Below are 20,100 nucleotides of genomic sequence, written 5' to 3' on the forward strand. Positions count from 1 at the left end.
CACGCTACGCCAGGGGCCGGACGCCGAAGGAGGGCTCCGGACACGCGGGGCAACGCCCGGCGTGCGCGCCGTCACGGCCGACGTCGTCCTGTCCGGGCCCGGGTGTACGGTGCGGGCATGACCGCCCCGGACGCCGAGCGCCGCGTGCGCGTGCCCGTCCCCGTGGACGTCGCGCTCACCCTGCGCCCCCTGCAGCGCGGTGCGGCCGACCCCACGGTCCGCGCCACACCGCAGGGCGTCTGGCTCACTCTGCGCTCCCCCGCCCCGGACGTGGCGTCGGACGGCCCGGGCCGGCCGACGTCGTTGCTGGTCTCCGGCGTCCGGGAGGCCGCAGGGGGCGGCACCGCGGTGACGGCCCGCGCGTGGGGCGCGGGCGCGAGCGCCGCCGTCGCCGGCGTGGAACGCCTGCTCGGCCTGCACGACGACGGCTGGGAAGCCTTCGACGCCCTGCTGCGGCCGGACTCCGGCGCGCCCGCGCTGCCGCCGCACGTGCGCGAGGCGCGGCGGATGCGGGCCGGGCTGCGGCTGCCGGCGGCGGGCGCGCTGTCCCGGCAGCTGCTCACCGCCGTGCTCGAGCAGAAGGTCACCCACGACCAGGCGCGGCACGGCTGGCGCACCCTCGTGCGGCTGGCCGCCCGGATCGACGACGACGGGCCCGCCCCCGGCCCGGTGCCGCCGGGGATGCTGCCGCCGCCGACCCCGGCCGCCGTCCTGCGGATCCCCTCGTGGGACTGGCATGCGCGGGCCTGGGTGCAGCCCTCCCAGTCGCGGACCATGCTGGAGGTCGCCCGGCGGGCCGCGAGCATCGACCGGCTCGGCGACGCGGTCGCCCCCGGGGACACGGCCGGGGTGGCCGCGCTGGCCCGGCGCCTGGAGTCGGTGCCCGGGATCGGGCCGTGGACCACGGCCGAGGCGCTGCAGCGCAGCCACGGGGCGGCGGACCTCGTCTCCGTGGGCGACTACCACCTGGCGCAGTACGTGGGGCAGGTCCTCACGGGACGCCGGACCGACGACGCCGGGATGCTCCGCCTGCTCGCGCCATGGGCCGGGCACCGGCAGCGGGTGGTGCGGATGATCGGGCTCTCCGGAGAGCGCAAGCAGGCGTTCGGGCCCAAGCTCGCCCCGGCCGACCACCGCGCCCACTGACGCGACGCCGGGCCGGCCGAGGCCGTGCCGGCGCGTCCGCGCGACCCCTCCGCTCCTGCACAGGCCGCTGCTCCCGGCGTGTCCTCCCCAGCCCCGGCCGGGTCCGGCCGGCCGCCCGCCCCGGGTTCCTAGCGTGGGCGATGCCGCTCCGACCGGTGCGGCGCCGCCGGGACCCTGATGAGTCCCCACCCGGGAGGAGACCGCCATGACCACCGCCTTCGAGCCCCGCCCGCACACCGCCGCCGCCCCGCGCGAACCCGACCCGCACGGCCCCGGCACGCCCGGCTCCCTGCGTCCGGGCGAGCGCGGCTCCGTGCTCATCGTGACCCGCCACCCCGACCCGGACGAGGCCATGCGGCACGCGATGGCCTGGATCACTGCCTTCGAGGAGGACTGCGGCCTCGTGCTGGACACGGACGAGACCGCGCTCTACGCCGTCGGCCGAGCGGGCGACCTGGGTGAAGCCCTGCGTCGCGGCCCCCTGGTCCACGAGGACGGCAGCCCCGCCGACACCTCCGCGTTCGTGGACGCGGTGCTCGCGGACGGCACGTGGCGCCTGCGCGACGCCGACCCGCGGGCGTGGTCGACCACGTACCGTGCCACGATCCTGGGCGCCGCCCCCGAGGCGGTCTGCACCATCTGGGACGTGTTCCCGCTGCCCGCCGCCTGAGGGTGACGGTCGTCGTCAGCCCGCACCCTGGGCGTGGGCCTGGGCCTGGACGACCTTCGCGCCCTCTTCGCGCAGCTCGACCTTGCGGACCTTGCCGGAGACGGTCATGGGGAAGGCGTCGAGCACGCGGACGTAGGCCGGGATCTTGAAGTGCGCGATCCGGCCCGTGGCGAACTCGCGGACGGCGTCCACGGTGAGCGGCTCGACGCCGTCCTTCATGATCACGCAGGCCATGAGCTGCTCGCCGTACTTCTCGTCCGGCACGCCCACCACCTGGACGTCCTGGATGTCCGGGTGGGTGTAGAGGAACTCCTCCACCTCGCGCGGGGAGATGTTCTCGCCGCCGCGGATGACGAGGTCCTTGATGCGGCCCTCGATGCGCACGGAGCCGTCCTCGTCCATGGAGGCGAGGTCGCCGGAGTGCATCCAGCCGTCGGCGTCCAGCACCTCGGCGGTCTTCTCGGGGGCGTCCCAGTAGCCGAGCATCACGGAGTAGCCGCGAGTGCACAGCTCGCCCGTGGCCCCGCGCGGGACGACGTCACCGGTGGCGGGGTCCACGATCTTCGTCTCCACGTGGGGCATGGTCCGGCCGACGGTCTGGGTGCGCACCTGTAGGGAGTCGTCGCGGCGGGTCATGGTGGACACGGGCGCGGTCTCCGTCATGCCGTAGCAGATGGCGACCTCGGACATGTGGAACCGGTCGATGACCTTCTTCATCACCTCGACAGGGCACGTCGAGCCGGCCATCACGCCGGTGCGCAGCGTGGACAGGTCCAGCGCGTCCGCCTCGGGCCGGGCGAGCATGGCGATGAACATCGCCGGCACGCCGTACAGGCTCGTCGCGCCGGTGGCGGCCACGGCCCGCAGCGCCGAGACCGGCTCGAAGCTGCGCGCCGGGATGACGGCGAGCGAGCCATGGGAGACGGTGGCGATCACGCCGATCACCATGCCGAAGCAGTGGAAGAACGGCACCGGGATCACCACGGTGTCCTCCTCCGTGTAGCCCAGCAGCTCGCCGATGTGGAAGCCGTTGTTCAGCACGTTGCGATGCGTCAGCGTGACGCCCTTGGGGAAGCCGGTGGTGCCCGAGGTGTACTGCAGGTTCACGGGGTCCGCCGGCCGGGTGGCGGCCTCGCGCGCGGCCAGGTCCTCGTCCGAGACCCGCGCGGCCCCGGCCAGGAAGGCGGCCCACGTGCCCTCGGCCACGGGATCGGCGGCGTGCCGGCCGGCCACGTCACCGTCCTGCACGTGGGCGTAGGCGTCCTCGCCGCTCCCGGCCGGCAGCATGATCAGCTGCCGCAGGTGCGGCGCCGACTCACGGGCCACGGCCCGCGCGGTGGCGGGCGGGTCCATGCGTGCGTCCGCGCAGGCCACCACCAGCCCGCGCATGTCGCACTGCTCGACCACGTACGTCAGCTCGTGGGCGCGGTACGCCGGGTTGAGGTTCACGAGGATGACGCCGGCGCGTGCCGCGCCGTAGAGCAGCGAGACCCACTCGGCGACGTTGGGGCTCCACATCCCGATCCGGTCCCCCGCCTCGTAGCCCGCAGCCATGAGCGCCTTGGCCACCGTCACGGACTCCTCCCGCAGCTGCCCGTAGGTCCAGGTGCGTCCGGTGGCAGGGTCCCCGTCCGGTCCACACTCCAGGAGGGCGGCGCGGTCGGCGAACCGGCGGGCGGTGTCGTCGAGGTTCTGGGCCAGGGTCTGCTCGAGCAGCTCGACGTCGGTCGGTCCCTGGGTGAAGGACTCGGGGGCGGTGGACTCGGTCATCGGGCGCTCCTCGCGGACGGTCGGGCGACGCCGCACGGCGTCACGATGCACGGCCGTGCCGCCGCCGGACCGCGGAGGGCATCGGGTGTGACACGGACCACAGGCAGGCTACGTCGCCTGGCGGGAGGCCGCCACCTCCCGGGGCGGGGACGCGGGGTGTGCCACGGCCCCGGACGGCAGAAGACCCCGGGACCGTACGGTCCCGGGGTCTTCGTTCCGGTGGCAGATACTGGATTCGAACCAGTGAAGGCAGTGCCAGCTGATTTACAGTCAGCCCCCTTTGGCCGCTCGGGAAATCTGCCGTGCCACCCGGCGGCTGCTGGGCGTCTCGAGGACGACCGCACCGGTCGGGCGAGAGTCGACTGTACAGCATCTCCGCGCCACGCCGCCAATCGGCCCGGGACCGCGTCCGTCGTCCCCGGTAGGCTGGCCCGCAGAGCGCTCCGCGCGGCCCTGCAGTGGCCGTCGACGACGGGCGCACCCCGTCCGCAGACCCTGAAGGAGAGCACCCGTGGCCAGCGATTCCACGTTCGACATCGTCAGCAAGGTGGACAGCCAGGAGGTGTCCAACGCCCTGAACCAGGCGCAGAAGGAGATCGCCCAGCGCTACGACTTCAAGGGCGTCGGCGCCGAGATCGACTTCTCCGGCGAGAAGATCCTCATGAAGGCCTCCTCCGAGGAGCGCGTCAAGGCCGTCAAGGACGTGTTCGAGTCCAAGCTCGTCAAGCGCGGCATCTCCCTCAAGTCCCTCGACGCCGGCGCCCCGTTCGCCTCCGGCAAGGAGTACCGCATCGAGGCGACCATGAAGGAGGGCATCGACCAGCCCACCGCGAAGAAGATCACCAAGCTGATCCGCGACGAGGGCCCCAAGTCCGTCAAGGCCCAGATCCAGGGGGACGAGCTGCGCGTGTCCTCCAAGTCCCGCGACGACCTGCAGTCGGTCATCGCGATGCTCAAGGACTTCGAGGACGCGGACCTGCAGTTCGTGAACTTCCGCTGATCCGCACGCCGTCTCCCCTCCGAGCCCACCAGGAGTCCCCATGCTGTACCTGATCGACCCTCGCGGGGCCGTGTGGTCCGCCGACACCACGATCGGCCGGGCGCGGGCCCGGGCCCGCGTGGACGGCCGCCCGGTCGACGACCTGAAGTTCACCAAGGCCGCCATGCTCCTGACCTTCGAGGACCATGTGGACCTCGCGCTGCGTCACGGCATCGCCGCCCCGCGCGGCCTCCTCCTCGACCACGGGTTCGTGGCCCAGGTGCTCGCCCCCGCGAACCTGAAGGCCCAGCGCGCCAACCAGGACGCGATCGCCGAGCAGCTCGCGGTGGTGGAGCGTCGCACGGAGGACGTCGGATCGCTGCGCTCCCACCGGCACGCGGCCGCCTACGAGGGCGCGGACCAGGATCTGGAGCGCCGCATCAAGAAGGCGGAGGAGGCGGCCCGCGAGACGCTCCAGGCGGCCCCGGACGAGGACCTCGTCCGCCACTGGACGCGCCTGGGCGGCGCGGTGCCGGCCACGCTCCAGGCCGACCGCGACCGCTGACCCGCCGGCCGCCGTCGTCGTGGTGGCTCCCGTGGACGGCGGCTCAGGCTGCCGCGAGCCAGACGTTTCGGCGGTTTCGCGGCCCGATCTGCAGCAGAATCATCTGGCTCACGGGCAGAAACGTCTGGCTCGGCGCTCCTCGGCGGTCGCGGGCTCGCAGCCTCCCGCCACGGAACCCCGCGCCCGCTCAGGGTGTGGGGTTCCGCGCGTCGTAGCGCAGGAAGCCGGGCTGCCACCGCATCAGCGCGGTCACGCCGAGCATGCACAGCACACCGCCGGCCAGCAGGGTCGGCCCCTCCCCCAGGCCCACGGAGGCGCCGCCGGTGAGCAGCTCGCCCAGGCGCGGCCCGCCCGCCACCACGACGACGAACACGCCCTGCAGCCGGCCGCGCAGGTGGTCCGGGGTCGCGGACTGCAGGATCGAGCCGCGGAAGACGCCGGAGAGCGAATCCGCGGCCCCGCCCACCGCCATGCACAGCGCGGCGAGGGCGAACGCGAGCGTGAGGCGGGGATCGCCGTCGGGCAGGGACTGCGCCCACCACACCACGCCGCCGAACGCGGCCACCGCCGCGCCCCACACGAGGATCGAGACGTACACGCCCCAGCCCTGCGCATGCAGGCGTGTGAACGGCGCGGAGAACAGCCCCGCGAGGAACGCGCCCGCCGCCATCGCGGCCAGCAGCACCCCGACGGCGGCCTCACCGCCGCCGAGCACCACGGCGCCGATGGCGGGCAGCAGGGCGCGCGGGAACGCCGTCGTCATAGCCACGATGTCCGCCAGGAAGGTCATCCGCAGGTTCGGTCGCGAGCCGAGGAAGCGCAGGCCCTCGACCACCGAGGCCAGGCCCCAGCGCGTCCCCGAGGCGGTCGCGGTCTCGGCCCGCTGCGGCGGCAGGGACGGCAGCCGCCACACGGCGTACAGGGCGGCGAGGAAGGTGACGACGTCGATCGAGTAGGTCCACGCGTAGCCGACCGCCGCCACGAGCACGCCGCCCAGCACGGGGCCGACCATCAGGGCCACGGAGAACGTCATCATGTTCAGCGCGTTCGCCGCCGGCACGAGCGGCAGGCCCACGAGCGCGGGGATGATCGCGCCGCGGGTGGGCTGGTTGATGCCGGACGCGCCGGAGTGCAGGGCCACGAGGGCGTACAGCACCGGCACCGACTCGAGCCCGGCCCAGGCCTGCGCGGCGATGCCGACCGTGGTCAGCCACATGACGGCCGACGAGGTCAGTGCGACGCGGCGGCGGTCGTGCCGGTCCGCGATCGCGCCGCCGTACAGGCCCGCGACCACGAGGGGCACGAGCGCGGCGAGGCCGAGCAGGCCCACCGCGAACGAGGAGCCGGTCAGGGCGAACACCTCGAGGGACACCGCCACGAGCGTGAGCTGCGTGCCCACGTACGCGAGCGTGTTGCCGAGCCACAGCCGCCGGTAGGCGGGTGAGACCCGCAGCGGGGTGATGTCGACGAGGAGGCGGGCCACCCCGGAAGCCTAGCGCCGGGGCGGCCAGGGCCCGCCCCGGATCAGGCGGTCGGGACGGAGGCCCCGTCGCGGGAGATGCGGGTCATCTCCTCCCGGTCCACGACCTTCACCCGCTCCCGCGCCACCGGACCGGCCTCCGTGGCCTGCGCACCCAAGGACTTCTCATGCTCATCCAGAGCATGCCAACCAGCCCACGTGGTGTACGGGACCTCACGGGACTCGAGCAGCTCGATCACCGACTCCTCGGAGGGCTCCTGGGCCGTCCACAGCCCCGGCTCGTCCTCGATCAGATGCGTGATCGTCTCCAGAGAGTCACCCTTGGTGTGCCCGATCAACCCCACCGGGCCCCGCTTGATCCACCCCGAGGCATACAGACCCGGCACCGGGGCACCGTCCGCATCCAGCACACGACCCTCCGCGTTCGGGATCACCCCGCGCACCTCATCGAACTCCACCCCCTCCACGGGCGAACCGAAATACCCCACGGCCCGGTAGATCGCCTGCACCGGATAGTCCACGGTCTCCCCCGTCGGACGGACCCCACCGGAACCGTCCAACTCCATCCGGCGCATCCGCAGACCGTCCACCCGGCCGTCCCCGTCCTCGTCCAGGAACTCCTCCGGGGCCTGCAGGAAATGCAGGTGCAGCCGACGCGAGGCGCTCTGCTGACGGTCCTCCTGCTCCATGAGCCAGTTCGTCAACGTCCCCACCATCGTGCGGACCTGGTTGTTCTCCTCGATCGCCTTCTCCGAGGCCTCATCGAAGTCGAAGTCCTCCTCGTACAACACGATGTCCACATCCCGGGAATGCGCCAGCTCCCGCAGCTCCAACGGGGTGAACTTCACCTGCGCCGGCCCACGCCGACCGAACACGTGCACATCCGTGACCGGGGAAGCGGCCAGGTCCCGGTACACGTTGTCCGGGATCTCGGTGGGCAACAGATCCTCGGCATGCTTGGACAGGATCCGGGCCACATCCAGGGCCACGTTCCCGTTGCCGATCACCGCCACCTGCGTGGCCTCCAACGGCCAGTGCCGCGGCACATCCGGGTGCCCGTCATACCAGGACGCGAAATCCGCGCCACCGAACGAGCCGGCCAACTCCACCCCCGGCACGTCCAGGGCCGCGTCCCGCACAGCCCCGGTGGAGAACACGATCGCGTCGTAATGCCGACGCAGATCCGCCATCGTCAGGTCCGTGCCGTAGTCCACGTTGCCCAGGAAACGGATGTCCCCGCGGTCCATGACCTTGTGCAGGGCGGTGACGATGCCCTTGATGCGCGGATGGTCCGGGGCCACCCCGTAACGGATCAGACCGAACGGGGCCGGGTACCGGTCGAACAGGTCGATGCTGACACGGAAGTCCCGTTCCTCCTTGGTCAGGATGTCCGCCGTGTACACCCCGGCGGGTCCGGCACCGATGATGGCGATGCGCAACGGGCGGTCAGGGCGAACGGTCACGGTGGGTGGGTCCTTTTCGACGACGGCGGGGCACGCCGGCGGAGCGCGGGGCAAGGCCCGGCACCGGCGCGCGGGATCGACCCCCCAGTCTACCGCCGTGACCGGGAGGAACCTGGGTGAGAGTGCTCACCCGGACCGTACAGTGGTCCGCGTGAGCCCCTCCTCCCCCGCTGTCCGGCCCGGCGTGACCCCCGACGGCGCCGCCCCCGACACCGGCGCCCTGCCCACCGTCTCCCCCGCCCCGGCCGATGACCCGCGTGGGCTGGCCCTCGGCTTCACCGCCTACTTCGTGTGGGGCCTGCTGCCGCTCTACATGGCGGTGCTCGCGCCCGCCGGGGCCCTGGAGATCGTGGTGGTGCGCATCGGCTTCGCCCTGATCTTCTGCCTGCTGCTGCTGACCGTGATGCGCCGCCTGCGCGAGCTGGGGACGGCGCTGGCCACGCCCGGCCGCTGGGGCACCACGGGTCTGGCCGCCGGGATCATCGCGGTGAACTGGCTGCTGTACGCGGTCTCGGTCACCACGGGCAACGTGCTCCAGGCGTCGCTGGGCTACTTCATGAACCCGCTGGTGAATGTCCTGCTCGGCGTGCTCTTCCTCGGGGAGCGGCTGCGGCGGGGCCAGTGGGTGGCCGTCGGGATCGCGGTGGCCGCCGTCGTCGTGATGTCCGCGGCGATGGGGCAGGTGCCGTGGATCGCGCTCGGGCTGGCCACCTCGTTCGGGCTCTACGGCTTCGTGAAGAAGCGCTTCCCCTCCCCCGTGCACGCGGTGACCGCGATGACCGCCGAGACCGTGGTGCTGATCCCCGTGTTCGTGGTGGGCAGCGTGCTGCTGGCGCAGGCCGGGCTGCTCACCACCGTCACCGAGGGGCCCGGCCACTTCTGGCTCATGGCCGGGCTCGGCGTGCTCACCGCCGTTCCGCTCATCCTGTTCTCGGCGGCGGCCCGCTCCCTGACGCTGACCACGCTCGGGATGCTGCAGTACACGGCGCCCATCCTGCAGTTCCTCGTGGCGGTCACGGTCCTCGGCGAGCAGATGCCCGCGGCCCGCTGGGCGGGCTTCGGGCTCATCTGGCTCTCGCTGGCGGTCTTCACCCTCGACCAGCTGAACGCCTCCCGCCTGCAGCGTCGGGCGGTCCGGGCCGGGCAGGGCGCGCACGCCTAGACTGGCGGCATGCCCGCCAAGCCCCCCGCCCCCGTGTACCTCCCGGCCTTCCAGCGGCTCGTCCCGGACCTGCTGGGCGACGCCTGGGCCGAGGACGACGGCCTCGCCCCCGCCGACGTCGACGCCCGGCTGGCCCAGTCCCCCGCGGCGGAGCAGCTCGGCGCCGGGCTCATGATCCCGGCTGCTCTCCGCGAGTTCTACCTCGCCCTGGGCAACTGCGGCGACCTCATGGAGACGGACCACTACGTGTGGGACCCCGAGGACCTCGAGGTGCGGGACGGCTTCCTCATGTTCCTGGAGGACGCGGACGAGACGGTCGTGTGGGGCCTGCCGGTGGACAACCTGGCGCTGCCGGACCCGCTGGTGTGGCGGCGCTCCGCCGGCGCCGACGCGCCCGAGGGCGAGTGGCAGGACGAGGGCGGCACCTTCAGCGAGTTCCTGACGGACCTGCTCGCGTGGACCTTCGAGGACCCCGAGGACGACGGCGAGGGGCTGGACCGGTGACCGCGCCCGCCCCGGTCTCCCACGCCCCGGACGACTACGTCTGCCCGTTCTGCGGGCTCGTGGCCAGCGACGTCTCCGACCCGGGCAACCGCTGCGAGCTCGGGGACACCGTCTACCAGGACGAGGACCTGCTCGTGCTGATCGCCGTGGACGGGTTCGGCGACCACGAGGGCCACGCCATGGTCTGCCCGGCCGAGCACTACGAGAACCTCTACGACCTGCCCCCGCGCGTACTGCAGCGCATCGCCCTGATGGCCCAGCAGGTGGCGCTGGCCATGAAGCGCGCGTGGGCCCCGGACGGGGTCTCCACGCGCCAGCACAACGAGCCCGCCGGCAACCAGCACGTGTGGCACTACCACCTGCACGTGTTCCCCCGCTTCGAGGGGGACATGCTCTACCGGCAGCTGCGCCACCCGGTGGCCCCGGAGGTCCGCGCCGGCAAGGCGCGGGAGCTCGCGGCCGCGCTGGACCCCGCCCCGACCCGCCTGGACTGAGCGGCCTCCCCGGATCGAGGCGGCGACGCCGCCGACCGCGGCGTCAGGCCGAGCGCCCGACCACGTAGTCGGCGAACGCCTCGAGCGCCGCCTTCACGGCGGAGTCCGGCAACGGGTCGAGCGCCTGCTTGGCCTGCTCCGCCCAGCCGCGGGTGATCGCCCACGCCTCGTCGATGGCGGGGTGGCCCGTGAGCGCGGCGACGGCGGCGGCCAGCTGCTCGTCGGTGTCGAGCGGCCCGTCCACGAGCGCGCGCACCCGGCGGGCGTCCTCGGCCTCCGGCCCCTCGCCCTGCGCGGCGCGGGCCAGCAGCAGCGTGGTCAGGGTGGGCACGCGCTCGCGCAGGTCCGTGCCGGGGACCTTGCCGATCCGCTCGGCGTCGCCGGTGAGGTCGATCAGGTCGTCGGCGAGCTGGAAGGCCAGGCCCACCTTCTCGCCGTATGCGCGCATCACCTGGACGGCGGCCTCGTCGGCTCCGCCCAGCAGCGCGCCGAGCATGCCGGCCGCGGCGATCAGCGAGCCGGTCTTGCCGGAGAGCACCGCGTAGTAGTGCTCGATCGGGTCCGCGCCCTCGGCCGGGCCGCGAGTCTCCCACAGCTGGCCCTGCACGAGGCGTTCGAAGGTGTCCGCCTGGATCTGCACGGGCCGCGGGCCCAGCTCGGCCATGAGCTGGGAGGCGCGGGCGAAGATCAGGTCGCCGGCCAGGATCGCCGCCGAGTTGCCCCACAGCCGGTGGGCGGCGGGAGCGCCGCGGCGCACGGGGGCCTCGTCCATCACGTCGTCGTGGTACAGCGTGGCCAGGTGCGTCAGCTCCATCACGACGGCGGCCTGGCGGGCGGGCGCGTCCACGTCGGCGACCTCGCCGGAGGCCAGGGCGGGGTCGCCCAGGAGGGAGGCGAGCACCGTCAGGACCGGACGGACCCGCTTGCCGCCGGCGGCCAGCAGGTGGTGGGCGGCGGTGTCGGAGAACAGGTCGTCGAAGCCGAGGGCAGTGTCCAGCTGCTCCTCGACCTGCTCGAGCGCGGTCAGCACGACCTCCAGGACACGGCCGTGCTCGGCGAGGGGTTCGAAGCCGGAGGGCAGGGCGAAGCCGGGGTCTGCGGTGGTCACCGGGCAAGCCTACCCAACGGCGCGCCGCCCGCGGTCGTCAGCGCGGGGGTGAGCGCCTCGAGCACGCGGACGGCCCGGTCGACGGCGTCGCCGCCCCGCGCGTCCACCGTGTTGCCCATGACCTTCACCGCGGCCCGCAGCAGCGGGGGTGCGGCCATCCCGGCGCCCAGCGCCGCCTTCATCACCCGCGGATCGCCGATCAGGCGGGCGAACCGGGCGCCGAGGGCGAAGTGGCGGCCCCACAGGTGCTGGGTGATCACCGGGTAACGGGACAGGATCGCGTCCGCGGCGCCGTCGGTCCCGGCCGCGTGCGCCTGCACGGCCAGGTCCGCGGCGAGGCGGGCCGCCTCCATCGCGAACCCGATGCCCTCGCCGTTGAACGGGGAGACCATGCCGGCCGCGTCGCCCACCAGGAGCATGCCCGGCACGTGCTGCGGGGTGCGGTTGAACGCCATCGGCAGGGCCGCGCCGAGGATCCGCGAGGTGCGCGTCTGCTCGGCGATCCCCCAGTCCGCGGTGAGCGCCCCGGTCCAGGACTTCAGCAGCCCGCGGTAGTCCAGCTTCCCGAACTGCGGGGAGGTGTCCAGGATGCCCAGGCCCACGTTCACGGTGCCGTCCGCGAGCGGGAACAGCCAGCCGTAGCCGGGCAGCGGGTTGCCCTCGGCATCCGGCAGGCGCAGCCAGGACTCCATCCACTCCCCCCGGTCGCCGGGCGGGGCGGGGATCGCCCCGTCGACGGCGGCGCCGGCGGTGTAATAGGCCCGCACGGCCACGCCCATGGGCCGGTCCTCGCGGCGGTGCAGGCCCGCGGAGACGGCGGCGCGGGCGGAGACGCCGTCGCACGCGAGCACGATCGGTGCGGTGAAGCGGGCGGTCTCCCCGGTCTTGCGGCCGTTCGGCGCGATCAGCTCCGCGTCCAGCCCGACCACGCGTCCGGCCTCGTCCCGCACGACGCCGGTGACGGCGTGCCGCTCGCGGACCTCGGCGCCGCGGGTGCGCGCCAGGTCCGCCAGGAGGGCGTCGAAATCGCGTCGGGTGCGCGTGAGCGCGTAGTCCGGCCACGTCTGGGTGGGCGCCCACGGCACGTCCACGCTGCGCTCGCCCGCGCGCAGCCGCAGGCCGCGGATGACGCGCCAGCCGCCGTCGTCGCCGGGCTCACCCCGGTGGGGCACGCCGAGCAGCTGCAGCTCCCGGACCGCCTGCGGGGTCAGGCCGTCGCCGCAGACCTTCTCACGCGGGTGCGCGGTCTTCTCGAGCACCACCACGTCCAGCCCCGCCGCGGCGAGGTGGGCGGCGGCGGTGGCGCCGGCGGGGCCGCAGCCGGAGATCAGCACGTCGGCACGGCGCACGACGGCGGGGGTCGAGGCGGGCGCGGGCGACGTCGGCGTGCCGGTCACTGGGGGGCCTCCTCGGCGGCGAGCTCGGCGGTGGGCGGGGCGGGGGCCGGGCCGGCGTCCGGCGCGGGGTCCGGGACGGGGCACGCGGGCGGGAACGTGGCGCGCACCGCCGCGGCCAGGGCGGCGGCGACGCGCGGGCGGTCGGCGCGGTCGCAGCGGACCTCGAGCAGACGCCGGCCGCGCACCGGGTCGGACAGGGCCCGGACGAGGTCGACGCGGTCGGTGACCCGCGTGTGCGGGAGGCCGTACGCGGCGGCCAGGGCGGCCAGGTCCACGCCGTGCGGGGTGCCGAAGAGCCGTTCGACGGGGTCCGCCATGCCGGGCGCCTCGGCCACGGCCCCGTGTTCGAGGCTCGCGAAGATCGCCCCGCCGTCGTCGTTGACGACCACGAGGTCGAGGTCCGGCTCGGTCTCGGTGGGGCCCACGAGCAGGCCGCCCGCCTCGTGCAGGGCGGTGAGGTCGCCGAGCAGGGCCACGGTCCGCCGTCCGCGCGCCAGTGCGACGCCCGCGGCCGTGGAGACGGTCCCGTCGATCCCGGCGAGCCCGCGGTTGGCGTACACCTCCGCGTCCGGCGCCGAGGGGGGCCGCCAGGTCAGGTCCACGTCCCGGATCACCGAGGACGAGCCCAGCACGAGCGGACCCCGGACCATGGCGGCGCTCACGTGCGCCACCGTCTGCGGGCTGAGCCGGTCGCCGGCGTCGGTGGTGACGAGCGCGTCCTCCACGGCGGCCTGGGCGCGCATCGAGGCGTGCTGCCACGCGGCGAGCCAGCCGGGCTCGCCCTGCCCGGCGAAGGCGGCGAGCTCCTCGAGGGTCTCCACGGGCGTCTCCCGGCGCCGGCCCGGCTCGAACCATGGTGCGGGCTCGGGGGCGTGCAGGGCCGTGGCGACGTCGGGGCGGGCCAGCAGGGCGTTGACCGTCCGGGTGAGCGTGGGCCGGCCGAACAGCACGACCCGTTCGATGCGGGCGGCAAGGGGGTGTGCGTCCGCGTCGCGCCCGCCGGCCGCGCCCAGCAGGAGCGGATAGGCGGCGATGGCGTTGGCGGAGAACCGCGCGTTCGACGACGGCTCGGCCAGCAGGGGCAGGCCCAGGGACAGCGCGAAGGCCGCGGCCACGGGGCCGGCGCCGTGGCAGGCCAGCACGACGGTGCGCCGCTGGTCCAGGCGGGCGACGTCCAGCTCGGGCAGCCCCGAGAGCACCGCCCCGGGCGCCCGGTAGGCCGACGCGGCGGCGGCCGGGCTCGCGCCGGTCGGGGCGACGGCCGGAGCAGGGGTGTGCGGCGCCGCGGCGGCGCCCATGGCGGCCGCCTCCTCAGGACTCGGCACGAGCGGGTCGCGGAAGTGCAGGTTCAGGTGGACCGGCCCGGCCGGGGCCTCTGCCATCGTCACCGGACCGGGCGCGCCGTCGTCGGAACCGGCCTCGGCGACGACCCCCTCGGCCGCCAGCAGGGCCCGGCGCACGGTGGCCCGCACGTGGCGCAGATGCTGCTCGGCATCCACGCCGTCGGCGGCGTCGCAGCCGAGGGAGGCGGCATGGCGGACGTGCGTGCCGAACACGCCCCTCTGGTCCGTGGTCTGGTTCGCGCCGGTGCCGTGCAGCTCGGGCGGACGATCCGCGGTCAGCGCGATCACGCGCGTGCCGGCGTGGATGGACTCCATCAGGGCGGGCAGCAGGTTCCCGACGGCGGTGCCCGAGGTGGTCAGCACGCCCACCGGGCGCCCCGAGGCCAGCGAGAGCCCGTGGGCGAGGAAGCCGGCCGAGCGCTCGTCCACCCGCACGTGCAGGCGGACCTCGCCGGCGCGCTCGAGGGCCGCGAGCGCGTAAGCCAGCGGGGCGGAGCGGGAGCCGGGGCAGACCACCGCGTCCCGCATGCCGGCGTCGATCAGGGCGGTGGCGACGGCGCGCGCCACGGAGAGGGAGTCGACGGAGGTCATGGTGGCCACCAGTCTAGGCCCGGGCGCGGACGGGCCCCGGACGCGGCGAGGCCGCCACGGTGACGCGGTGGCGCCGGCCGTGACGGCCTCGTCGAGGGTCCTCGCGGAGGCGGGGGTCAGCCCTTCGGGCCCTTGCCGTTGCCGTTGCCCTTGCCGTTGCCGTTGCCGTTGCCCTTGCCCTTGTTGCCCTTCTCCTTGCCGGCGCCCTTGCCGATGCCGTTGTTCCCGGTGGCGTTGAACACCTGGACGACGCACGGACGCGGGGCCGCGACCTTGTCGCCCACCTGGACCGGGCCAGTCGGGCTCAGGAAGTCCGGGAAGTAGGAGGTGTGCGCGCCCCAGGTGCCGTCCTCGCCCGGGTGCTGGACGTTGACGAACACGGAGTTGTCGCGGTCGTGGATCACGGGGCCGCAGGTCTCGGCGTCGCGGGGGACGGCGAGGAACTGCTGGACGCGGCCGCGCTCGGCGCCGTCGAGGGTGACCTTGTGCAGCGCGTCGGCGTAGCCGATGGTGCCGGGCTGGCCGTCGGTGGAGATCCAGAGGTTGCCCTCGGAGTCGAACGCCAGGTTGTCCGGGCAGGAGATCGGGGAGACCTTCTCCTTCGGGTAGCCGGCGAAGTAGGCCGAGGAGGAGACCGCCGGGTCGCCGGCGAGCAGCAGGATGACCCAGGTGAAGGTGGTGGAGGTGTGATCCCCGCCCCGCTCGGTGATCTCGATGACGTGGCCGTCGCGGTTGCCGATGACCGGGTTGGCCTCGTCCACGGCGGTGCGCTTGGTGTTGTTGGTCAGGGCCGCGTAGACCTTGCCGGTGACCGGGTTGGTCTCGACGTCCTCCGGGCGGTCCATCTTGGTGGCGCCCATCTTGTCTGCCGCGAGGCGGGTGTAGACGAGGACCTCGGCCAGGGACATGCCCGGGACGAAGGACGTCTTCTCGTCGGCCAGGGCGATCCACTCGCCGGAGCCGTCGAAGGCGCCGTCCGAGGGCAGGGTGCCCCTGCCGTCGATCTGGGCGGCCGGGGAGTCGCCGGAGAACTTGGCCACGTAGAGGGTGCCCTTGTCCATCAGGCGCATGTTGTGCTTCTTGTCGCCCTCGCGGACCTTCTCGGCGGAGACGAACTTGTACAGGTAGTCGTGGCGCTCGTCGTCGCCGGAGTAGACCACGGCGTGGCCGGACGGGGAGATCACGGCGGTGCCGGCCTCGTGCTTGAAGCGGCCCAGGAGGGTGTGCTTCACGGGCGTGGAGGTCGGGTCCTCGGGGTCGATCTCGACGACCCAGCCGAAGCGGTTGGCCTCGTTCTCGTAGCCGGGCTTGGTCAGGTCGAAGCGGTCGTGGACCTTCTCCCAGCCGCGGCTGGTGGCGGCGGCGGAGATGCCGTAGCGCTTCTCCTCGGCCGTGCCGCGGCCCTTGAAGTACTGGTTGAAGTTCTCCTCGCCGGAGAGCACGGTGCCCCACGGGGTGGTGCCGCCGGCGCAGTTGTTCAGGGTGCCCAGCACGCGGGTGCCGGTCGGGTCCTCGACGGTCTTGAGCAGCGCGTGGCCGGCGGCCGGGCCGCGGACCTCGAACTCGGTGGTGCCGGTGATGCGGCGGTTGCGGCGGCCGCCGCGGACGTACTCCCACGGGGCGCCGCGCTTGGCGCGCTTGAGGTCCACGATGGACAGGCCGTGGGCCTGGAGGCCGACGTTGACGACGTCCTCGAAGTTCGAGGCGATGTACTCCGGGGAGAACATGATGTTCTCGTTGGTGTACTCGTGGTTGGAGACGAGGTAGCCGGAGCGGTCGTTGCCGCCGTCGGTGATGATGTTCAGGTAGTCGTTGTTGTAGCCGAACTGGGCGGCCTGCGACGCACCGGTCTGGTGCTCGATGTCGAACTCCGGGGAGTCGGCGAACAGCGGGTCGCCCCAGCGGATCACGGTGCCCCAGTCGTAGCCCTCCGGCACGGTCATGGTGTCCACGGTGCGGCTCACCGGCGCGATGGGCTCGAAGGGGAGCTTGCCGCCGCCGGTCGGGCGCCGGCCGTTGTCCGCGAGCGCCTCGGGGGCCTGGGCCACCTGGGAGCCGATGACGACGGCGGCGGCGAGACCGGTGCCGCCGACCAGGGCGGAGCGGCGCGAGATGGCGGTCTCCGCGATCTGCTGGAAGGTCGGGTTCGCCGAGGTGTTGGGCACCGGGTGGGCGCACGCGTTGCCGCACTTGAGCTCGCACGTGACGGCGGAGCGGTTGCCACGGGTGTGGCCGGCCATGGGGAGGAGGCGCTTCAGCATGACGGGGTCCTTCGCGTCGTGGGGATGGTCCGGGGTCCGGTGCCGGGCCGGAGACGACCCCGGGGTGAGACCGGCCGGGGCCGCCATCACCTTGGCCCCTCGCTCCGAGCGGCGAGCCACGCCCAGGTGGCCGCGAGTTGAACTCTTCCCGGCCGCCGGATTTCGCCCCGTCGACATGCTGTAATCCGGCTCACATGCCCCGCGTCGACGGGGACCGGGCGGGCTCGTCAGCCCTGCGCGGCCAGCACCGCGTGGGCCGCGCGCAGGCGGTCGGCCCACCACGCCTGCCGCGTCCCGTCCGCCCGGACGCGGTCGAGCAGGCCCGGGTCGGGGGCGGGTGCCCGCTCCCCCGGTGCCGGGAGGGCCCCCGCGCGGGGGCCCCAGGCCGGGGCGACGACGTCGTGCTCGAAGAGGGCCGCGGTGCCGAGCCCGCATGCGTGCGGCAGGGACGGCAGGCAGGCGGCGAGCGCGGCGCCGCCGGCGATGCCCACGGAGGTGTCCAGCGCTGAGGAGACCACCGCGGGCAGCCCCGCGGCCGCCACGATCGCCGCGGCCCGGCGCACGCCCCCGAGCGGCTGGACCTTCACCACGATCAGGTCCGCGGCCCCGGCGGCCGCGACGGCGAGGGGGTCCTCGGCCTTGCGGACCGCCTCGTCCGCGGCGATCGGGGTGGGGACGCCCCGGGCGCGCAGCTCCGCGCGGACCTCCGCGAGGTCGGTGATGCCGGGCACGGGCTGCTCCGCGTACTCGAGGCCCACGTCGGCCAGCGCGGTGAGCACGTCCACGGCCTCGGTGGGCGTCCAGCCGGCGTTGGCGTCGACGCGGACCTGCGCGTGGGGCAGCAGCGCGCGCACCCGCCGCACGCGGGCCAGGTCGGCCTCGCGGCTGCCGGGGACGAGCTCGCCCTCGGGGCCGTGCTCGGCCACCTTGACCTTGACCGCGGTGATGCCGTCGCCGTAGCGGGCCAGGACGGCCTCGACGTCGTCCGCGGCCACCGCGGGCACGGTGGCGTTGACGGGGACCGTCTCGCGGACCGGGGCGGGCCAGTCCTGCCAGCCGGCCTCGATCGCGGCGGCCAGCCACGCGGCGCACTCGTGCGGACCGTACTCCGGGAACGGGGAGAACTCGGCCCAGCCCGCCGGGCCGCGCAGCAGCAGGGCGTGGCGCAGGTCCGTGCCGCGGAACCGCACGCGCATCGGCAGGGCGACCGCGACGGCGTCGGCCAGCAGCTCCTCGATGCTCGGCAGGGCGGGACCGCCCGGCGCGCCGGGCAGCGGGGGCAGGGCGGGGGCGGTGCTCATGCGGCCAGTGTAGGAAGGGCGCTCGGCTCCCGTTCCGACGGGCGCCGGCGGGGTGGGGCTCCCGCGGCGGCGCCGACGCTCAGACGGCGCGGAGGTAGCCGAGGGCTCGGGCCAGGTCCACGGCGCGGTCGTGGGCGCCGAGCACCTCCTCCAGGCCGGCGACGACGGCGGTCGTCACCTCCTCGGTGAGATGCCAGTCGGCGGTGAACGGGTCGTCGAAGCGCGCCCACGCCGTGCCCACGGCCGCGAGCGCGCGGGTCATCTCGGTGAGGTCCCGGAAGACCGGTCGCGGCTCGTCCAGGCGGTCCTCCCAGCCCTCGTCTCCCGGGGCCATGAGCACCTGACCGGTGGAGGCCGCGTGGATGAACGGGTCGGCGCCCTGCTTGGCCACCACGGTCCAGTCGTCGTTCCAGTCCACCAGCAGGGCACCGGTGCGGTGGTTCCACCGGTAGCCGGCCTGCTCGTCCCAGAGGCGGTCCAGCGGGAAGAACATCACGGGCAGGCCGAGGGTGTCGATCTCCAGCCACTCCGGCCCCACGTAGCGGTAGAAGTCGGCCAGGTCCGGGGCGAGGGGCTCCTCGGCGGCCCACTCGATGGGCTCCTGCCGGCTCAGCCGGCCGAACGGGGCCAGGGCGTCCCGGGCGGCCAGCAGGTCCTCGGCCGAGAGACGGGGCCGGGCGCCCGGTTCGACGCCCGGGCCGGGCGCCGAGCCGGTGGAGTCGCGGAGGGCCGGGCGATGTCCGTGGGCGGGGGGCACGCGGGTCATGGCCCCAGGCTAGGCAGGCGGCTCAGGGGCGCGGAGGACGGGACGGCGACGGAGGCGTGACCGTCCGATGAAGCCTGCATGACGGCTGCGCGTCCGACACAATGGAACCCATGCCCCCCACCACCCGCGCCCCGCGCCGCCTCCCCTCGTGGACGTGGTGGCTGGCGCTGGCCGCGTGCGTGGCCGGCGTCGTGCTGGTCTACGCCGCCCTGGTGTGGTCCTCCGCCGGCCAGGTGCTCGAGTACCAGGTGTTCCGCGCCGTCGAGGAGCGCTACGGGGACACCGTGCCGGACGTGACCTCCCAGGTGGTGCGGATCCTGCCGCTCGGGCTGGCGGTCGGCATGGCGCTGGCCTCGCTCGGCGCGCTCGCCGTGGCCCGGTGGCGGCGGCGGGGGCTGCTCGCCCTCCTCGTGCTGGCCGGGTCCAACCTCACCACGCAGCTGCTCAAGGCGGCGCTTCCGCGGCCCGAGCACGCCGACGGGGTCCCGTGGTCCGGCGGCAACTCACTGCCCTCGGGCCACATGACGCTCGCGACGGGCGCCGCGGTGGCCGCGCTGCTGCTCGTGCCCGCCCGGTGGCGACCTCTCACCACCGTCCTCGGCGCCGTGGTGAGCTCCTGCACCGGCGCCGTCGCCTACACGGAGGCCTGGCACCGGCCGTCGGACATGGCCGCCGCGGCGCTCGTGTCCGCCGCCTGGGGCCTGCTCGCCGTGCCGTTCGCCCGGTACGACGGCGCACCGCGGCCCGCACCGCGCGGCGCCCGCGGCGTGGAGGCCACGCTCTGGTCCCTGGGCGTCGCGGGCCTGGCGGCCGGGCTGACGCTGCTGGCCCTCACCCTCGACACCCCCGCGACCAGCGGCGCCGGCCCCCACCCGGCGGCCGAGCCGGCCGGGATCCTGCTCAGCGCCTCCCCCGCGGTCCTGCTGTGGGGCGCGCTCGGCACGGCCTTCCGCCGCGGCCGCGCGGACTGACCCCTCCCCGCACGCCCACCAGACGACGAGCCCAGGGGGGTGGGGGGCCGAGCCCCGGCAGGGGCCCCCCCCCCCACGGCGCGCCCGGGGGGGGGGGGGGGCGGGGGGGGCGCGCGGAGCAACCGGGGC

At 74.6% G+C, this 20,100-nt stretch carries 17 protein-coding genes and 1 tRNA gene; 8 read left to right on the plus strand and 10 right to left on the minus strand.

Translation table 11 applies throughout. The annotated features are described in order from the left end of the window. The first annotated feature begins 117 nt into the window (after positions 1-117). Complete coding sequence (locus ACIRQ7_RS32025) at positions 118-1,146, plus strand: DNA-3-methyladenine glycosylase (RefSeq protein ID WP_102708520.1); 1,029 nt, start codon at positions 118-120, stop codon at positions 1,144-1,146. 205 nt (positions 1,147-1,351) lie between these two features. Beyond that, positions 1,352-1,816, plus strand: coding sequence for a hypothetical protein (locus tag ACIRQ7_RS32030; protein ID WP_041103583.1), 465 nt, complete (start codon positions 1,352-1,354; stop codon positions 1,814-1,816). 15 nt (positions 1,817-1,831) lie between these two features. Here the strand turns inward: ACIRQ7_RS32030 and ACIRQ7_RS32035 are convergent, their stop codons facing one another. Then, positions 1,832-3,586, minus strand: a complete 1,755-nt coding sequence (locus ACIRQ7_RS32035) for an AMP-binding protein (protein ID WP_036317684.1) — start codon at positions 3,584-3,586, stop codon at positions 1,832-1,834. A 220-nt stretch (positions 3,587-3,806) separates the two neighbouring features. Further along, positions 3,807-3,888 (minus strand) — tRNA-Tyr (locus ACIRQ7_RS32040). A 209-nt stretch (positions 3,889-4,097) separates the two neighbouring features. Between ACIRQ7_RS32040 and ACIRQ7_RS32045 the strand changes: the two genes are divergently transcribed. Then, positions 4,098-4,586 carry a YajQ family cyclic di-GMP-binding protein gene (locus ACIRQ7_RS32045; protein WP_036317682.1) on the plus strand — a complete coding sequence of 163 codons (489 nt, stop codon included), beginning with the start codon at positions 4,098-4,100 and terminating at the stop codon, positions 4,584-4,586. A 40-nt stretch (positions 4,587-4,626) separates the two neighbouring features. Further along, a complete protein-coding gene (locus tag ACIRQ7_RS32050) occupies positions 4,627-5,130 on the plus strand; it encodes a hypothetical protein (RefSeq protein ID WP_036317679.1) in 504 nt (167 codons plus the stop codon). 187 nt (positions 5,131-5,317) lie between these two features. Here ACIRQ7_RS32050 and ACIRQ7_RS32055 read toward each other — a convergent pair whose 3' ends face one another. Together ACIRQ7_RS32055 and ACIRQ7_RS32060 are read right to left on the minus strand one after the other, a co-directional pair. After that, a complete protein-coding gene (locus ACIRQ7_RS32055) occupies positions 5,318-6,613 on the minus strand; it encodes an MFS transporter (protein WP_036317676.1) in 1,296 nt (431 codons plus the stop codon). Between the two features lie 41 nt (positions 6,614-6,654). Next, positions 6,655-8,073 (minus strand): FAD-dependent oxidoreductase, encoded by a 1,419-nt coding sequence (locus ACIRQ7_RS32060; protein ID WP_404266110.1) that lies wholly within the window; start codon positions 8,071-8,073, stop codon positions 6,655-6,657. Positions 8,074-8,224: 151 nt separating this feature from the next. On the opposite strand from ACIRQ7_RS32060, the gene rarD reads away from it, so the two are divergent. The 3 genes from rarD to ACIRQ7_RS32075 are packed head-to-tail and all read left to right on the plus strand — an operon-like array spanning position 8,225 to position 10,233. Next, a complete protein-coding gene (gene rarD / locus ACIRQ7_RS32065) occupies positions 8,225-9,235 on the plus strand; it encodes an EamA family transporter RarD (RefSeq protein WP_223247463.1) in 1,011 nt (336 codons plus the stop codon). Positions 9,236-9,244: 9 nt separating this feature from the next. Beyond that, the gene (locus tag ACIRQ7_RS32070) at positions 9,245-9,739 is read left to right on the plus strand and encodes a hypothetical protein (RefSeq protein ID WP_063189755.1); all 495 of its coding nucleotides are present in this window, start codon (positions 9,245-9,247) and stop codon (positions 9,737-9,739) included. Next, positions 9,736-10,233: an HIT family protein gene (locus ACIRQ7_RS32075; RefSeq protein WP_070709449.1), complete on the plus strand. Its 498-nt coding sequence runs from the start codon at positions 9,736-9,738 to the stop codon at positions 10,231-10,233. The genes ACIRQ7_RS32070 and ACIRQ7_RS32075 overlap by 4 nt, the downstream gene beginning before the upstream one ends. 43 nt (positions 10,234-10,276) lie before the next feature. On the opposite strand, the gene ACIRQ7_RS32080 is transcribed toward ACIRQ7_RS32075, so the two are convergent. The 6 genes from ACIRQ7_RS32080 to ACIRQ7_RS32105 all read right to left on the minus strand — a co-directional run bounded on the left by ACIRQ7_RS32080 (position 10,277) and on the right by ACIRQ7_RS32105 (position 19,000). Further along, positions 10,277-11,314 carry a polyprenyl synthetase family protein gene (locus tag ACIRQ7_RS32080; protein ID WP_205810822.1) on the minus strand — a complete coding sequence of 346 codons (1,038 nt, stop codon included), beginning with the start codon at positions 11,312-11,314 and terminating at the stop codon, positions 10,277-10,279. 23 nt (positions 11,315-11,337) lie between these two features. Beyond that, positions 11,338-12,738 (minus strand): geranylgeranyl reductase family protein, encoded by a 1,401-nt coding sequence (locus ACIRQ7_RS32085; protein WP_082836653.1) that lies wholly within the window; start codon positions 12,736-12,738, stop codon positions 11,338-11,340. After that, positions 12,735-14,672 carry a 2-succinyl-5-enolpyruvyl-6-hydroxy-3-cyclohexene-1-carboxylic-acid synthase gene (gene menD / locus ACIRQ7_RS32090; protein WP_041104939.1) on the minus strand — a complete coding sequence of 646 codons (1,938 nt, stop codon included), beginning with the start codon at positions 14,670-14,672 and terminating at the stop codon, positions 12,735-12,737. Before menD ends, ACIRQ7_RS32085 begins: the two co-directional genes overlap by 4 nt. 116 nt (positions 14,673-14,788) lie before the next feature. After that, the gene (locus ACIRQ7_RS32095; RefSeq protein ID WP_404266125.1) at positions 14,789-16,930 is read right to left on the minus strand and encodes a PhoX family protein; all 2,142 of its coding nucleotides are present in this window, start codon (positions 16,928-16,930) and stop codon (positions 14,789-14,791) included. A gap of 230 nt (positions 16,931-17,160) precedes the next feature. Continuing rightward, positions 17,161-18,234, minus strand: coding sequence for an o-succinylbenzoate synthase (locus tag ACIRQ7_RS32100; RefSeq protein WP_136939916.1), 1,074 nt, complete (start codon positions 18,232-18,234; stop codon positions 17,161-17,163). 79 nt (positions 18,235-18,313) lie between these two features. Further along, complete coding sequence (locus ACIRQ7_RS32105; protein ID WP_404266111.1) at positions 18,314-19,000, minus strand: hypothetical protein; 687 nt, start codon at positions 18,998-19,000, stop codon at positions 18,314-18,316. A gap of 110 nt (positions 19,001-19,110) precedes the next feature. On the opposite strand from ACIRQ7_RS32105, the gene ACIRQ7_RS32110 reads away from it, so the two are divergent. Next, positions 19,111-19,971, plus strand: coding sequence for a phosphatase PAP2 family protein (locus ACIRQ7_RS32110; RefSeq protein WP_136939917.1), 861 nt, complete (start codon positions 19,111-19,113; stop codon positions 19,969-19,971). The last annotated feature ends 129 nt before the right edge of the window (positions 19,972-20,100 follow it).

The sequence above is a fragment of the Streptomyces sp. NPDC101393 genome, from assembly GCF_044767385.1.
GTDB lineage: Bacteria > Actinomycetota > Actinomycetes > Streptomycetales > Streptomycetaceae > Streptomyces.

Bases quoted from the DNA above. Each gene is read 5' to 3' on its own strand.
- ACIRQ7_RS32100 (WP_136939916.1), bottom strand. From the start codon at position 18,234: ATGAGCACCGCCCCCGCCCTGCCCCCGCTGCCCGGCGCGCCGGGCGGT.
- ACIRQ7_RS32035 (WP_036317684.1), bottom strand. From the start codon at position 3,586: ATGACCGAGTCCACCGCCCCCGAGTCCTTCACCCAGGGACCGACCGAC.
- ACIRQ7_RS32110 (WP_136939917.1), top strand. From the start codon at position 19,111: ATGCCCCCCACCACCCGCGCCCCGCGCCGCCTCCCCTCGTGGACGTGG.
- ACIRQ7_RS32070 (WP_063189755.1), top strand. From the start codon at position 9,245: ATGCCCGCCAAGCCCCCCGCCCCCGTGTACCTCCCGGCCTTCCAGCGG.
- menD (WP_041104939.1), bottom strand. From the start codon at position 14,672: ATGACCTCCGTCGACTCCCTCTCCGTGGCGCGCGCCGTCGCCACCGCC.
- ACIRQ7_RS32050 (WP_036317679.1), top strand. From the start codon at position 4,627: ATGCTGTACCTGATCGACCCTCGCGGGGCCGTGTGGTCCGCCGACACC.
- ACIRQ7_RS32030 (WP_041103583.1), top strand. From the start codon at position 1,352: ATGACCACCGCCTTCGAGCCCCGCCCGCACACCGCCGCCGCCCCGCGC.
- ACIRQ7_RS32025 (WP_102708520.1), top strand. From the start codon at position 118: ATGACCGCCCCGGACGCCGAGCGCCGCGTGCGCGTGCCCGTCCCCGTG.
- ACIRQ7_RS32105 (WP_404266111.1), bottom strand. From the start codon at position 19,000: ATGACCCGCGTGCCCCCCGCCCACGGACATCGCCCGGCCCTCCGCGAC.